The 13,100-nt window shown below is 58.4% G+C and carries 16 protein-coding genes; 5 read left to right on the forward strand and 11 right to left on the reverse strand.

Features of this window, described 5'->3' with window-relative positions; genetic code table 11:
- Positions 1-172 precede the first annotated feature (172 nt).
- The 6 genes from ACFRJ9_RS19715 to ACFRJ9_RS19740 all read right to left on the reverse strand — a co-directional run bounded on the left by ACFRJ9_RS19715 (position 173) and on the right by ACFRJ9_RS19740 (position 4,642).
- Positions 173-736: a HEPN domain-containing protein gene (locus tag ACFRJ9_RS19715; RefSeq protein WP_377671457.1), complete on the reverse strand. Its 564-nt coding sequence runs from the start codon at positions 734-736 to the stop codon at positions 173-175.
- A gap of 6 nt (positions 737-742) precedes the next feature.
- On the reverse strand, positions 743-1,939 hold the full coding sequence (locus tag ACFRJ9_RS19720; RefSeq protein ID WP_377671459.1) for a DUF262 domain-containing protein: 1,197 nt from the start codon (positions 1,937-1,939) through the stop codon (positions 743-745).
- Positions 1,940-1,960: 21 nt separating this feature from the next.
- Positions 1,961-2,611 (reverse strand): nucleotidyl transferase AbiEii/AbiGii toxin family protein, encoded by a 651-nt coding sequence (locus ACFRJ9_RS19725; RefSeq protein ID WP_377671461.1) that lies wholly within the window; start codon positions 2,609-2,611, stop codon positions 1,961-1,963.
- Between the two features lie 111 nt (positions 2,612-2,722).
- Entirely contained in the window at positions 2,723-3,082 is a 360-nt protein-coding gene (locus ACFRJ9_RS19730) for a hypothetical protein (protein ID WP_377671463.1), read from the reverse strand.
- Complete coding sequence (locus ACFRJ9_RS19735; RefSeq protein ID WP_377671466.1) at positions 3,079-3,312, reverse strand: hypothetical protein; 234 nt, start codon at positions 3,310-3,312, stop codon at positions 3,079-3,081. Before ACFRJ9_RS19735 ends, ACFRJ9_RS19730 begins: the two co-directional genes overlap by 4 nt.
- A 202-nt stretch (positions 3,313-3,514) precedes the next feature.
- Complete coding sequence (locus tag ACFRJ9_RS19740) at positions 3,515-4,642, reverse strand: C40 family peptidase (RefSeq protein WP_377671577.1); 1,128 nt, start codon at positions 4,640-4,642, stop codon at positions 3,515-3,517.
- A gap of 761 nt (positions 4,643-5,403) precedes the next feature.
- Between ACFRJ9_RS19740 and ACFRJ9_RS19745 the strand changes: the two genes are divergently transcribed.
- Together ACFRJ9_RS19745 and ACFRJ9_RS19750 are read left to right on the forward strand one after the other, a co-directional pair.
- Positions 5,404-5,586, forward strand: coding sequence for a hypothetical protein (locus ACFRJ9_RS19745; protein ID WP_377671468.1), 183 nt, complete (start codon positions 5,404-5,406; stop codon positions 5,584-5,586).
- 853 nt (positions 5,587-6,439) lie between these two features.
- Positions 6,440-6,763: an ArsR/SmtB family transcription factor gene (locus ACFRJ9_RS19750; protein ID WP_377671470.1), complete on the forward strand. Its 324-nt coding sequence runs from the start codon at positions 6,440-6,442 to the stop codon at positions 6,761-6,763.
- Here ACFRJ9_RS19750 and ACFRJ9_RS19755 read toward each other — a convergent pair.
- A complete protein-coding gene (locus ACFRJ9_RS19755) occupies positions 6,717-7,223 on the reverse strand; it encodes a hypothetical protein (RefSeq protein WP_377671473.1) in 507 nt (168 codons plus the stop codon). The two genes, ACFRJ9_RS19750 and ACFRJ9_RS19755, sit on opposite strands and share 47 nt — an antisense overlap.
- Before the next feature lie 201 nt (positions 7,224-7,424).
- On the opposite strand from ACFRJ9_RS19755, the gene ACFRJ9_RS19760 reads away from it, so the two are divergent.
- Positions 7,425-7,691: an ArsR family transcriptional regulator gene (locus tag ACFRJ9_RS19760; protein ID WP_377671579.1), complete on the forward strand. Its 267-nt coding sequence runs from the start codon at positions 7,425-7,427 to the stop codon at positions 7,689-7,691.
- On the opposite strand, the gene ACFRJ9_RS19765 is transcribed toward ACFRJ9_RS19760, so the two are convergent.
- The 4 genes from ACFRJ9_RS19765 to ACFRJ9_RS19780 form a co-directional block, all read right to left on the reverse strand.
- On the reverse strand, positions 7,660-8,460 hold the full coding sequence (locus ACFRJ9_RS19765) for an alpha/beta hydrolase family protein (protein WP_377671476.1): 801 nt from the start codon (positions 8,458-8,460) through the stop codon (positions 7,660-7,662). The two genes, ACFRJ9_RS19760 and ACFRJ9_RS19765, sit on opposite strands and share 32 nt — an antisense overlap.
- Before the next feature lie 400 nt (positions 8,461-8,860).
- Entirely contained in the window at positions 8,861-9,313 is a 453-nt protein-coding gene (locus tag ACFRJ9_RS19770; protein ID WP_377671479.1) for a hypothetical protein, read from the reverse strand.
- Positions 9,310-10,326 carry a hypothetical protein gene (locus ACFRJ9_RS19775; protein WP_377671482.1) on the reverse strand — a complete coding sequence of 339 codons (1,017 nt, stop codon included), beginning with the start codon at positions 10,324-10,326 and terminating at the stop codon, positions 9,310-9,312. The genes ACFRJ9_RS19770 and ACFRJ9_RS19775 overlap by 4 nt, the downstream gene beginning before the upstream one ends.
- Complete coding sequence (locus ACFRJ9_RS19780; protein ID WP_377671484.1) at positions 10,323-10,814, reverse strand: hypothetical protein; 492 nt, start codon at positions 10,812-10,814, stop codon at positions 10,323-10,325. The genes ACFRJ9_RS19775 and ACFRJ9_RS19780 overlap by 4 nt, the downstream gene beginning before the upstream one ends.
- Before the next feature lie 541 nt (positions 10,815-11,355).
- Between ACFRJ9_RS19780 and ACFRJ9_RS19785 the strand changes: the two genes are divergently transcribed.
- Together ACFRJ9_RS19785 and ACFRJ9_RS19790 are read left to right on the forward strand one after the other, a co-directional pair.
- On the forward strand, positions 11,356-12,006 hold the full coding sequence (locus tag ACFRJ9_RS19785; RefSeq protein WP_377671487.1) for a hypothetical protein: 651 nt from the start codon (positions 11,356-11,358) through the stop codon (positions 12,004-12,006).
- Positions 12,003-12,920 (forward strand): hypothetical protein, encoded by a 918-nt coding sequence (locus ACFRJ9_RS19790; protein ID WP_377671490.1) that lies wholly within the window; start codon positions 12,003-12,005, stop codon positions 12,918-12,920. The genes ACFRJ9_RS19785 and ACFRJ9_RS19790 overlap by 4 nt, the downstream gene beginning before the upstream one ends.
- Positions 12,921-13,100 lie beyond the last annotated feature (180 nt).

The following is a 13,100-nucleotide window of genomic DNA, read 5'->3' on the forward strand; positions in this document are numbered from 1 at the left end:
ATAAGTCAGTCCGCAGTTTTGACAGCAGTCAGGGGCAGGAAGTCACCAGAATAGAGACCACCGTGCTTCGTCTCTCCCTAACGGCCCGCACCGTCTCGTTGGATGGGGGAACAGTCACCCCCACCTATGGGAGAGGGCAGCTCAATGCCTTGTACACCGAAGTTGACTCTGGTTATCGGGCCGCCTCGAGACTTTCGGGCGCTCCCTGCTCTCTTGTCGGTATCGGCCGAAGACGAAGAACGAACGGAATCGCTTCGACGAAACGGACTGCGGACCTGTATTTTTCTGCTACTTCTTGCGCCGTCATCGAGGCAGTCTGGGTAGCCAGATCTAGATGTATGAGCACATTCCTGGCCTGCCCGAGCGCCAGGAAGTCCCGTGCCGCATCGTTCAGCCAGTCATGTTGAACTATCTGGGTCGCGAAATGCGCCTTACATTGTGGGCCAAACAGTCCCACGAATGCATTCACATTTGCGGCATCCCAGTTGAACAGCGAGTGGTACTGGCGATTCAGAGCCTTCTTCTTCACGAAAGCCGCCACTGGTTCGAGCTCCGAGATTTCCGAATAAAAGGTCTCTATGTGGTCCGTCACATCACGTTCGAAGCGACTAGCGACCGACAGAATGAGGACTTTCGGCAAGTCTGAATGGTAGACGTTCAGCAGCGAGTATTCATTGGCTTCACCAAGCAGATCACCAATTTCGATACGCTCCTCAAAGTAGCTTTCCAGGCTCATGAGATGTTACTTCTCACCGCGAAGGTAGGCACGCGCGACTGCAACGCGCTGCAAAATATTCTTTGTATCCGTCGTATGAGTTTCAGTGGCATCGACGAATTGCGGATCAACTTTGAGCCTCGCAAGTACGTCATCACGCAGGGTGGGCTGCTCCCCTTTCTTGCATTCTTGGGCGTATGCCGCGAAGATCGCTTCGAAAATGGGGACGCTGAACCGCTCTGAAATCAGGAACGCGGCGCGGTCCACGTGCCGAGTATCTTCGAGGAATCGCTCAAGTGCCATCCGGCGTGGCCGAATCTGTTCTTGCTTGAACAAGCGAGTGCGATCCGCATACCGATCGAGGAATCGCACCATGGAAGGTCGATACTCGTCCGATTCGTCCGCCATAGCGAATGCCCGCAGCAGCACTTCGATGTCGCGAAGTCGAGGATCTGGAGTAGCGACACCAAACAGCTGACGCCAGACGGGATCCATATTGAACTCGACAATCTGTTCCATGAAGGCTGAATCAGCCAAACTCATGCGAATCTCTTGAGCAGTTAGGTTTACGCCCGTCGTGTTGAGTCTGTTGAAAATTTCGTAGACGGCACCGCGGCCCTCAGGGTTGACTTGCTTGATCACGATATTTCGGAGAGTACGCATGCCGAGTTGAATTTGCCGCTCTTCTAACGTGTCGTATTTGAGCCCGTGCAACGTATTACTCGGGCCGTTCTGGGGCGACGGCAGATGCAACCTGAAAGACTCAAACAGCCCGTCATCTGAGAGGATGTGAGGCGGAATACCCCCTTGCTGCCCCCAGAATTCGCGAAGCCTTGGCTTTGCGGTCTTACGGGGAAAGCGCCCCACCAAGAAAAAGTAAATGGACATCAAGCGCTGTTGTCCATCGATAATCTGGAATGAGTTCCGCGCTTCCTCGTACAAGAAGACCTGCGGAACGGGGAGGCCGAGGATCAGAGACTCAATGAGTTTCGAAGCACGTGCCCGATCCCAAACGAAATTGCGCTGATACCTAGGGACCTTCACCGCGCCGGTATCGAGAAAGTTCTTGATGGTTAGAACGTTGAAGTCGTTTGGCGTGGAAACCAAGTCGTACTCTCCGACCACGGCCGCACCAGTACTCTCCTCAACGGGGTCGAAGAGTAGGCCTTCGACGTCTACCTCCTCGGTTACATCCTCGGTCGAGTCGATCAATTGCTCGTTCACTGGCGGGCGCCTATCAGTAGATTATGGGTTCCATGTGATGCTACAGGTTTCGCTTACTTTGTCCCGATCGATCCATGTATTCGACACCGCCGATCGACGAAGGCGCCATGGATGCCGAGGCAGAACCGTACCTTGTTCGAAATGGCCTTCGTCAAGGGCAAAGACCTCGCCCCCACCGAGCATTCGGCGCTGCCTCTTCTCCAGGACCTGCGGATCGAAGGTCGAGCCGATGTCCCTCGGTGCGTCGATGGACGCTATCACCTGCCCGAACCACTCGCGCGCCGAGTCGATGCCTTCCAGGACGAACGAGTTTCCCCCGACCTCCGTCTCCCCGCGAGCATCGCGGTACGCGGGATCCCAGCCGTCCATCGCGCGCAGGGGCAACGGCCGCCACTCCTGTGCACAGCGGAAGTCCAACGTAGGCACGCAAAACTCCCGTACGGAAGCCAGATCGGGGCCGGCGTCCCACAGCAGCTGCAGATCCACCAGATCGTGGGCCCGGGCATAGTCGAGGTCCGTCACGGCGCGGATCTTCTGCGCGATCTGGTACTCCAAGTCGATCAACTCCACCGGTTTCAGTTGCCCAAGGCCGAAGTGGATGCTCAGCTCGATGAGCTGGCCATCGACGACGCGGCGCATGTGGGTATGCGGCCCGATCTCGGAGTCGGACACCTCCACATCCAGCCCGGCCCATTCGCTTCCGAGGAAGGACAGCGTGACCCTGTAGGGGTGTGCATCACGTACTGAGGCCGAGCGAGCCCAGGGTCGTGCAGCGGCTGCGCTTCAGGGACGCAGTAACGCTACGCGGTCTGGTGCATCCGGATTCTTGCGCAGCGAGCCCTTGAACGCGGGCACGGCGCCCCAGCCCTGTGCCAGTCGAGCGCGGAACGCTTCCTCGAAGGCCTCGCCGCGCTGCCACGTGGAGACCTCCAGATCAGCCGTGGCCAGTGTGCCGCACTCCCCCATGCGAAGCTTGACGCCCATGCCGCCCTTGATGGCGACGGCGTCGGGCAGCATCTGGGATACAATCAGCGTGCGCAGCATCCGGCGCACGCGTGCGCTCGATACCCCGAGGTCGCGGGACGCCTCCTCCGGCCGGGCGTTCAGCTGCACGGTGTTCAGCGGTGGTGCCGCGGCGCTCATGCGACGTGCTGCTTCTCGTTCAGTTCAGCGACGCCGCGGTCGTCGATCAGCTCGCGCCGGCGCGCCTGGTCGACCAGCGCCTCCCAGCGCTCCGGAGGCATTCTGTCGTGCACGTCCTCCAGGGCGCGCCGGACTGTGGTTGCCGGGATGCCCTTGTACTGCGTCAGGTCCTGGTCAGGGACGTCCGTGCGGGTCTCGAGCTCGACCCACTCGGGAAGAGCCCTCCGCACCCGGCGGCGGGTCGCGACCCGAATGCGGCGGGGGGCCTCTGAATGTTCGGCTTCGCTCCCGACGGCAGAATGTTGGGCACCACTGATTGCTCGCCGTCTTCCGAATCGGCGCCCCTATGCACTCCACCTCTAGTGCTGAATGACAACACCACGATCCCCCAAAGTCTCGTCCACCTATGTCCCTAAAAGGTCGAAATAGGCGCTACCCGGATTCCAGTCGATTGGATGAAGCAAAGTGCCGGCAGACGGATTGAGCGCGCTGTACATCATCCCCTGCCCAGCGAAAATTTCCCACGTGCCCCCAGTTGTAGGGACCCTGAGGGTTTTGAACGACAAGGTCGCCGACTTGAGGACTCTCAGTCATTAGCCCGACACGCCACTGCTCCACTCGCGGGAGCTCGATTCCCACCTGCCGATAGATCCACTGCACGAATCCCGAGCAGTCCCAGGCCTTGAAAGCCGTCCCACCCCAGACGTAGGCACCACCCACACCCATCTGTGTGAAACGCAGAATGTCCTGCCTGATTTGAGATAAGCCTCCTGGAGAGACCGGACCTGGCCGGCCACTCACCCCCGCGCTGCACGTCGGGACCGTGGTGACACCCTGAAGCAGGTCAACGATAGCTGTCGCCTGTGGTTCCCATCGAGCATAGAGCTCTGGAAACGCTGACACTTGGACTGCTTGGGCAGCTTGCCCTCTGCTCATGGCCGACCAGCCTGGCACATCCAGCAAACCTCGAGGACTACCCTTGTTCGGTCCAGACGGCCCTCCATAGAATGCTCGTGCGTTGTAAGAAAGATCCATCAGCTCTGCAACGGTTCCCCATCCAGCCGCTGGCCGCTGCTGTGCCGAACCTACTGAGTCATGGTCACTTCCAACCCCGTCATGAGGAAACTGAAATGACGCAGGGACATTCACGTTGGCGAGCATCCGGAGGGTCGACTCCTGGAGAGACATCATTATGGCGATCACCATCGCCTCCCGCTGAACACCAAGTTGCTTCCCGACGGAAACGTACCCCCGTGCCACAGCAATCTGCCCTGCCGAGAGTCCAACGGCTTGACCATCCGGCCGCGTTCCACTGTTCTCGAGGACGCTTTGTGCGACAGCGCCGCTAGACACACACCCGACAGGTGATTCCGGCTTCTCCCCCACCAAGGCTAGAGCGACGGCACTGACGACAACACCCAGGGAAAGCACGATGACGAGAACGACGGCGGTTGCACCCCGTGCGAGCGTTCGACGCCTGACTACGTCCATCGCCAAAGCCGGATGCGGCATCAGTAGACGATCCGGCCAGGCGAGGCATAGAGGCCGACCAATTGGCATCGACCAGGCGGGGCGGTCGCTGCCGGCGGGCAATTAGCCATGACACTGACCGGCGCCGTGTATGAATTTCTGCTACTAATTGTCTGGTCAACGACCCTGAGTCGAACCGTGCAGACATGAAGCCCCACCCACGGAGCCGGCCGTTCGCGAACTTTTACGAGCTCGTCGTCACATGCCATGGATTCGAACGTCGCTGCCCTGTAGGCACGTTGGCCCGCAAGCGAAGCGAAGGACCCCGCGTTAATGCCCGTTGCCTCAAACTCCTGGACCAGGACGGCCAACGGATTTGATCCGTCAGGGAGGACGAACCACCAACCCCGAATTCGCGCATACACATCCGAATAGGACGAACTTCGGGTGTCCCAGCTATACATAGCCACGGCAGCCGCGGAAGCAAGCGCCCGATAATCGGCAGTGACAGGCGGAACCGACGTAGGGACCTTCGAGAGTGGAGCTGACTTCGTTGGTTTCGCTGGAGTAGTCGGGGAAATGCTCGGCAGATCCCGCGGCGTCGAAGACTCTGCCGATGCGACAGCCGTCCCTTTCGTAGACGGGGACTCCCGCGGCGCGACCGCGACGAGATTGATGGCACCTAAGATGGCCGCCAATGCCAGGACAAACACCCACCGCCGAGTTGTTCGCCCGCGCCAAAGGGATTTCACCATGTTTGCCTCCTAAGCCGGTCCATGGCTCAGCTCGCCAATGAGCAACATGACTCAAACAGCCGAAGTCATGGAACTGCGAATGACTCTCCATGCCGTTTGATACAGGCGACGGGCCGTGCCAATTTGGACTGCCACATATCGCTCAGTGACTTTGAACTCCTCGGCAACCGCGGCGATGGCAACCTGCCGTTCGACGCCGTGGTGTTCGGGCACAACGATTGCTTCGGCCACTCCCTGCAGGAGCAGACTCGGCAGACAACCAACAGCCTGCCGGCATAGTCCGGGCATGCCATGCACAGTTTCAGGATCTACATCCAACGCTTGGCTGACTGTCTTTGCAGTCTGCCGAACCGCAGTGACTGCATTCCAGCGGCGACGGTCTTGCGGCGACGGAGGGGCGTGTCGTCGCGGCTCGCTAAGGCTGCTCACCGCGAGGCGCCATACCGGAGCTGACACGGCGGCCCGAGTCAGCCCAAGAACTATATGGGCCCATTCTTGATCGATGATCTCATCGGCATCGCGGTAATCACGTGACACGACCAGAGCCGTTAGGTGCCGAACAAGCTCCGGATTCTCACCGTTTCCCGAATCCAAAAGCAGCGGCAGCGTCTTGCGCCCGAGTTCCCTGCGGACGTGCGCTGCGCAGACATTCCCGGTGACGCCTTGCACCCACGCCCCAAATGGAACTCCAGGGATCTGTCGGTGTTTCCGCGTACTACCCCGTCCCAGACAGCCATCCTGATGTCTTGCATGACATCGTCCACATCGCACGAGCGGCCGATCCTGGCCAAGTGCGAGATGACGTAGCGGCGCACGCCTTCGACCGCTCCCATCATTTGGTCGACGGAAACTCGCAGGGTCGGTGCAACCGGACCCAGCAGCGTAATGTCCACCGGGGATGCGTTTGAGTTCTCTATTTCAGCGTTGCCCGCCAGGTGTTCTAGGCTCATGGCTCTCACCGCTTTGACTAACGGATTCGAATATCTCCAGCGTCACCAGTTGTGGCGACACAACGTGGCAGAAACGATCCTGACCACAACACAAGCTTCTAAAAACTATTGTCGACGATAATTAAAGTATCGTCAAGGTCCCAGTTCTTACTTTTTGCATGTTGTTCAGCAAGAATGGAGCCATGCCGCGGATCACGCAGCCTCACGACGACGCCTGGTCGCCTGACGTTGAAGACGCCGTGGCGACGTTCGGGAATCGCTCACGGAATGAGATTCTGAGGTTCCTGACGGCAAGTGGTCCTGCGTCCAGGGGGGACATCGTCGCAGCGGTCAGCGCCGGCGAGCCCAGCGTAGCCAAACACCTCATAGCCCTTGAACAGGTCGGCGCCATTGAGGTCGATGTGGAGGCTGGGCGGCGTCACGGCCGGTCTCCTCGCTACTCAGCGAATCCTGCCCGCATCAAGGAGTTGCTGGACGCCCATCTCCGGTATGTATTGGAGGAGTAGCCGCGGCACGCTCCCCGTTCGGGTGTAGGTCGATGTCTTTGTTCAGATACTCGGAGATTGCGCGAAGCGTTTCCGGCGAGACGTCCCCGAGGGTCCTAGCAGCGAATGACTTCACCCGGGCTGCCCTCAGAGACTTCACAAACTCCAACTGCGAGTCGATCCGTTCAGGAAGGTCGCCTTCGACGCCGTTCAGCAAATAGGACGGATCGACGTCGAACATCTCGCAGATAGCGGCGAGCAGCTGCGGATCACTGACCAGTCGCCCTGTTCCATCCTTCATGTAGAACCACCTGGCCCTGGAAATCTTGACGCCTCGACTTCGGAGTCCGACCTCAATCTCCCTGAAAGTGACGGGCGAACCTCTCTCGGCTACAACGACGTCGAGCAGCAGGTTTAGTCGGCGGGCGAGGGTCGCCTGAGGTGACAACTCGCCGTTCCGGCTAGCGTCTTTTGCCGGCATGCTCCACCTTTCGACCGCCTCGTTCGATGAGAAATACTGCTGCGTTGCCCTCAGTATTCCGCGAGCGCCGAGGCTAGACAATCAGCTGGACATTGAATCTTTTCCGCGATCTACATGAGGCGTATCCTGTTGCTGTAGACCCGTCTACAGCAAGCATCCCCCCAGACCTGAGCCGTGGTTTGAATGTCGACATCCATCTTGATGAACCGAACACGGAGCCAGATTCTTCGCTTCCTCATCAGGAGTGGGCCATCGACGACCGGAGTCTTGGCGTCAGGGATTCAGGCTTCTCGAGCAACGATTCGGCGTCATCTCCTCATCCTTGAATCGGCTGGTTACATTCAGGCTTTGGCCGACGAGCGTTACTCCGCTCACGCCTCACTCGTCGAGTGTCAGCTCATTGACCTAGCGGCCCAGTACTCAGTGCAAATGCCTCCTACGACGGTGCCGCCGCTTGCTCAGGACTAGCGCCGGCCAACTGGAGACCATGGAACCACTCCTCGACCGATCGCTCCCACTTTTCTGGGTCGACATTCCACTCCAGAGAGTGGCCCTCAGATTCAAACTCCACCAATCTGACTAGGTCCGGCCTTAGGCTGGCAGCTTTCTTGGATGCTTCGAAGGGCGTTGTGTCGTCCTTCTCTCCATGGAGTACGAGGATCGGTTTGTTCAATTCAGTTGCTCGCGCCAGCCAGTCCAGGGAATCGAGACGTATCGGTTCAGCAAGGCCAGTCACCCACCGGAGGGCCTTGGATCGAAGAATGGTGAAGCCCAGGTGCACAAATGGCCGAGGAAGTCCGGCCGCCCTGGCGTTCGCTGCCAAGGTCGTTCGCCAGTCGAAGACTGGAGCGTCGAGAACCATCCCAGCTACTCGCGAGGAATTCGGCGACAGGGATGCTGCTTGAAGGGCGATTGAAGCGCCCAGCGACCACCCAAAAAGGACAATGCATTCCGCGCCATTAGAAATGGCGTAGTTGATGCCGGCCTCGACGTCGCGCCATTCGGTCTGGCCGAGACTGTAGCGGTGATCGTACGACGGCGGGGCGTCACCGTCGTTGCGGAACGAGACTACCAGCGACGTCAGTCCCAGACGCCTCGCGATGGGTATTCCGCGAAGGGTCCCGGCCCTCTTGCCGCCCATTCCGTGGACGTGGATAGCCCAGATGCTTGGCGCCTCAGCAACGGAGAGCGGGTTAAACCGCCACGCTGGGGCGACACCGTTGTCGACTGGAATCATAACGTCTTGGTACGGCAGACCAAGTTGTTCAGGTTTTGAAAAGACGTACCCACTCCAGATCCCAGCGCTGGCCAGTTTGAGTTCTCCAGCGTCTACTCGCTCAACCGCCCGGGTTACTGTGCTTCGGTCGTGGTTCGACTCAACGACCGACCCTAGACATGCATGACCTGTTCCTTGGTCAAACCAAAAGCTGTATCGTCCCGGCGCTCTCGTTTGTTCAGTAGCGGGAAATTCGATCTCGAGAGATCCGTCTCCCCGAGTGTGCACGGCACGAACCTTCAAATCCTCACGACGGCTGTATTTCGGGACTACAACCTGACGGGCAAAGTACATTGAACCCGCGACACCTGCGAGCAAACACACGGATGCAGCAAGAATTCCTACCTCTGTAGCCCTACGACTAGTGGCTGTCGGCATCGTTGACCCCCTGGGCCCTTTTGCGTTCGTCAATCACTTGGCGAAGCCTCACCAAGGTTTCCGGAGAGATCCCCTGCAACTGACGAGCGGCGAAGTTCCGCACACGTGACTCACGCAGCGTACGAAGAAGTTCCAGCTGAGCGTCTACAAGCTTTGGTATTTCCCCGGCATCGTCCAAGAGGTAATCACGGTCCACTCCAAAGAACTCTGCAAGGTTCCGAAGCAGCACGGGATCGGTCGCCAGCGAGTTATCCCCGCCGCGCATGTAGGCCCAGCGGGAACGGGAAAGTGGCGTTCCACGCTGACTCATGTGCCGATTGATCTCGGGGTAGGTCAGTGCCTCCGATCCCTCGGCCTCATAGAGGTCCAGAAGGAGATTGAGCTTCCGCGCCAATCTGGTCTGAGGGGTCTCGGAGGAACTCGCATCATCCGTCATTTCGCGCGCTCCCCCTTCCGTCTGCGAACTGGAACTTGGCGCACGAAAGGTCCCGCCAGATAATTCTCAGCAGCATTCAAGACATTGAGGTCATGGATGTCCAAGAAGCTGCCTAAACTGGGCTCGACCAATAGCGCGTCCTGTACTTCAACAAGCATTCTATGGAGCCTTTGGGCCTGGTCCTGTTGGCTGATCATTTCGGTGTCTCGCACGAGCCGAACGTCTTGCCGTTTGTTTGTTGTCTTTTCCCAGATTTTCGTGAGGCCGCCGACCAGCTCCGCCTCTGTCGCGGATTGCCTCTGGCCGATAACTCGACGTGCCACAGGCGGGACGGCCAGACCTACGCACAGGAAGGCCATGGCGGCAACGACCGCAGCATCATAAATAGGCGAGACCGCACGCATGGCATCCAGGCGCCCTTGCAGATGCAGAACATCCATGACCAGCACAAGCAATACGAGAAGAACAGCGAAGCTACAGCCAACCCCGATGAACGCTAATGCCGTGCGGAAATAGGGCCTCGACATGTCGCCGCGAAATCGAAAACACGTAAAACCGGTAACGCTAACCACGTAGCCGATATAGACGAACTGGATGGACGAGTAGAGGGCAGCAGGCAACTGGTCACCGTAATCGACCATGAAACGGGTCGAACTGCCTTGGGTGGCGATGGCACTGAAGCTGGCTGCGAGCCCTAAGATCACCGTGGCCAGCAGAATCATGCCAGCACTGTCTCGGTTCTCGAGCGTCTCGTCCGGCGTGGCCGCCCGGATGATAGCTCTCGAGAGAAAGTAGATCCCAACGACCATAGAGACATTGGCCGCCAGGTCAACGAAGTTGCGACCACCCAGTACCGAATCGATGCTCAGATAGACCTGGTCGATGTTCAGCGTCAGAGCGACTGATATCGTGATGGCGGCTGTCAGCACGCTGTGATCGCGCCGTACCCGGATTCCAGGGAGGAGACAGACAACGAGTAGCCAAATCAAAGCTGCCGCCAAAATCTGGATCATTCGAAAACCCACTCGAACGATCTTGGCTCTTTCGCGCTGTTCCTGATTGCTGCTGCGAAGAGATCAGCAAGCGATTCCGCGGCGGCTTCCAGGTCATCACTGAAGCTGCTCCGGGCGAGTACGCGAGAGACAAGTCCTGCCGGAAGGTTCGGGAAGAGGACTTCGATGTAATCTGCTGGGACGGCTAGTTCATCATGCCTCAAGACCATGTGCCCGAGTTCGTGCAGGACGAACTGTTGCCGGTGCAGCCCAGACGGGCTGATGGCGTGCAATATTATCTCGACGGCGTCCGTGGACAGCCACAAACCGCAGACCGATCCACCATTTAGTGCTCCGGCCGCTTCGATCTGTATAGGTCGATGCCGGACGCCTTCGACGATCGCAACAAGGCGTTCCAGATTCAAGTGGGTCGGAAGCTGTAACGCATCGAAGGCATTCGCAGCGCGTTCTGCCGGTGATTGTCCTGAGGTATGTGGAACGTTGTTCATGAGCATCCCCAGTGATGCGTTCAACCTGGGCTCGTGGTGACGGAGTGCCAATAGCAGCACAAGCCCGCGAACCCTTAGTTCCATTGAACTCCAGGGCTCTGGACATGTCCAGAGCCCTGTGATCGGGATTCGATTATTGAGTACTGCTTCGACCGGAGCGGACTCCGTGCTTCAGAACGCAGAACGGGAACGGAGTCACCACGGCGCACGAATCGTGGATTCCTTCGACTCCTACGTTTAGAGCGAGGCGCACAGATGTCATCTCCTCCTGAAACCCGTGATGGTGAAGAAGAGGTCGACAATGCCTGGCAAATCCGGATTGATAGATTTCTTTCGGGAAGGGGCCTCAACCTTCGAAGCAATGGCAGGGCTGGGCCATTTGGCTAGCGTTTCCCGGATTTATTCCGGGGCGCGACACCTCCCTCCCCAATCCCCGAGCCGCCGAGGTAAGTGGAAAACACAACTATATGGATGTGAGTTGGTCGACTCAGCTTGCTGTAAAGTCACGGATCAGTGCGAATGCAATAGAGGGGGCCGTCTGATGGAAACAAGCCTGATAGCAGCTTGGGCAATAGCCCAGAAAAACGGCTGGGCGTGGGGAACAGGGCATATCGGCGTTCTGCGTTTGGAGGCGACTCAGGCAGGCTGGGTGGAAGTGGAAACACGGAAGGGAGAAGGCGTCACCTCCGTACTGCGACCAACTACCCGCGCTGCCGCTTGGCCGCGCTCAATAAGCGCCGCATACGGCTTAGACGAGCAACCGCTCCATGTGGACGGCTCGCACATGCCAGAGCCGCCGGACGCCGTGCTCCTCGTCAGTAAGAAACAAAATGATACTCCGACTAATCTCCGCCGCCTCAAAAGCCCAGACGGAAAAACCCCATGGGAGGTGTTGCGGCACGGTACGTTTGTGGTCGGCAGCGGTCCGTGGGCGTTTCTCGCGCCGGTCTTGGAAGACGACAAGATTCGTTACGATCCAAACGTAATGGAACCTGCTGACGCACGAGCGCGGGAGGCCGCGGCCTACATGGCATCGCTGCAGGAGAGTTCCGAACCCTTTGAGTGGGAGAAACCGGACACTTTTCTGTTGATCGCTAACCGAAGCGTTCTGCACGGTCGGGCCAAGGTTGAGGCAGGTGATGAGGATCGAGAAGTCCTCCGCGTCGCGTTCCGAGTAGGGGAGGAAAATTGAGTCTCGCATATGATCCGGAAGCAATTTGGCTCAAAGCTAAGCTATTCATAAGCCGTACCCTAGACGACGACGAAAGGTCGTTTGATGAGCGTGTGCTGTGGGCATCCTTGGCTCTTGAACTCCTAGCGAAGTCCGCACTTGCTAGAATTTCCCCAATCCTCATCGCTGATCCAACTGAGGACGGTAGGAACATACTTGCTGCCGCGGGGCTCGGCGAGGTTGGAACCCAGTTCACATCAGTGCGGGCCTCGACCATTTTTGCTAGGTGTAAACGTGTCTTTCCTCCGTTTAACGCCGATGACGCCCTAAGTCTTTCTAAATCTCGCAACGAGTACGTGCACGGCGGCGGAATCGGATTTGGCAGTGTCCGGCCGGACAAGTTGTGGCCCACCTTTTGGAGTCTTGCAAGCACTCTGATTGACGCCCAGGACAGAAGCATCGAAGACCTTGTTGGGCCCTCGCGGGAAGCGGTAGTGAACGCCTATTTGGAACAAAACAACCAATACTTGGATCAGAGGCTTCAATCACTCCTTAGTCGGGCGAAGCAGCGATATCTTCAAAAAGGACAAGGAAATCTGCCCGAGAAGGTGCAGAACCAGTGGCGGTCCGAAGGTCAGTTATCGCCTCAACTCCCTTACTCCACATATGAGGACTGCCCAGCTTGCGGAAATCCGGGACTTCTGGAGGCACACGATGCCTACAACCAGCGTGTGGATGGTTACTTCGATGCTTCTTCGGGTGATGAAGACTCTTGGGGGGTTGCGGACGCCGCATCAGAGTACTTCTCATGCCAAGCGTGCCAACTTGTATTGGATCAGTTTGAACTGATCGAACGATCTAGCCTGCCGGACTCTTTTGAAGTGCAGGGGGATGAGTTTGTTGCCGAAGCAGAGGGGGAGTACGGGAATGACTAGCAGGCTTCAGGATGTGTGCCTACCCTGACAGGATGGCCGATCCGGCATCGGCCTCTGCCCGCTGGATGGCTCAGTGTGCAGGAAAACTACACCACGAGCGATGCTTCGCGTCGGGCGTTGTCCAAATTGTAAGCATGAGGTGGCCGTCCGCTGGTGCGGTCCACGCGGCGGCGCTGGACC

Source organism: Paenarthrobacter sp. NPDC056912 (genome assembly GCF_042786555.1).
Classification (GTDB): Bacteria; Actinomycetota; Actinomycetes; order Actinomycetales; family Micrococcaceae; genus Arthrobacter.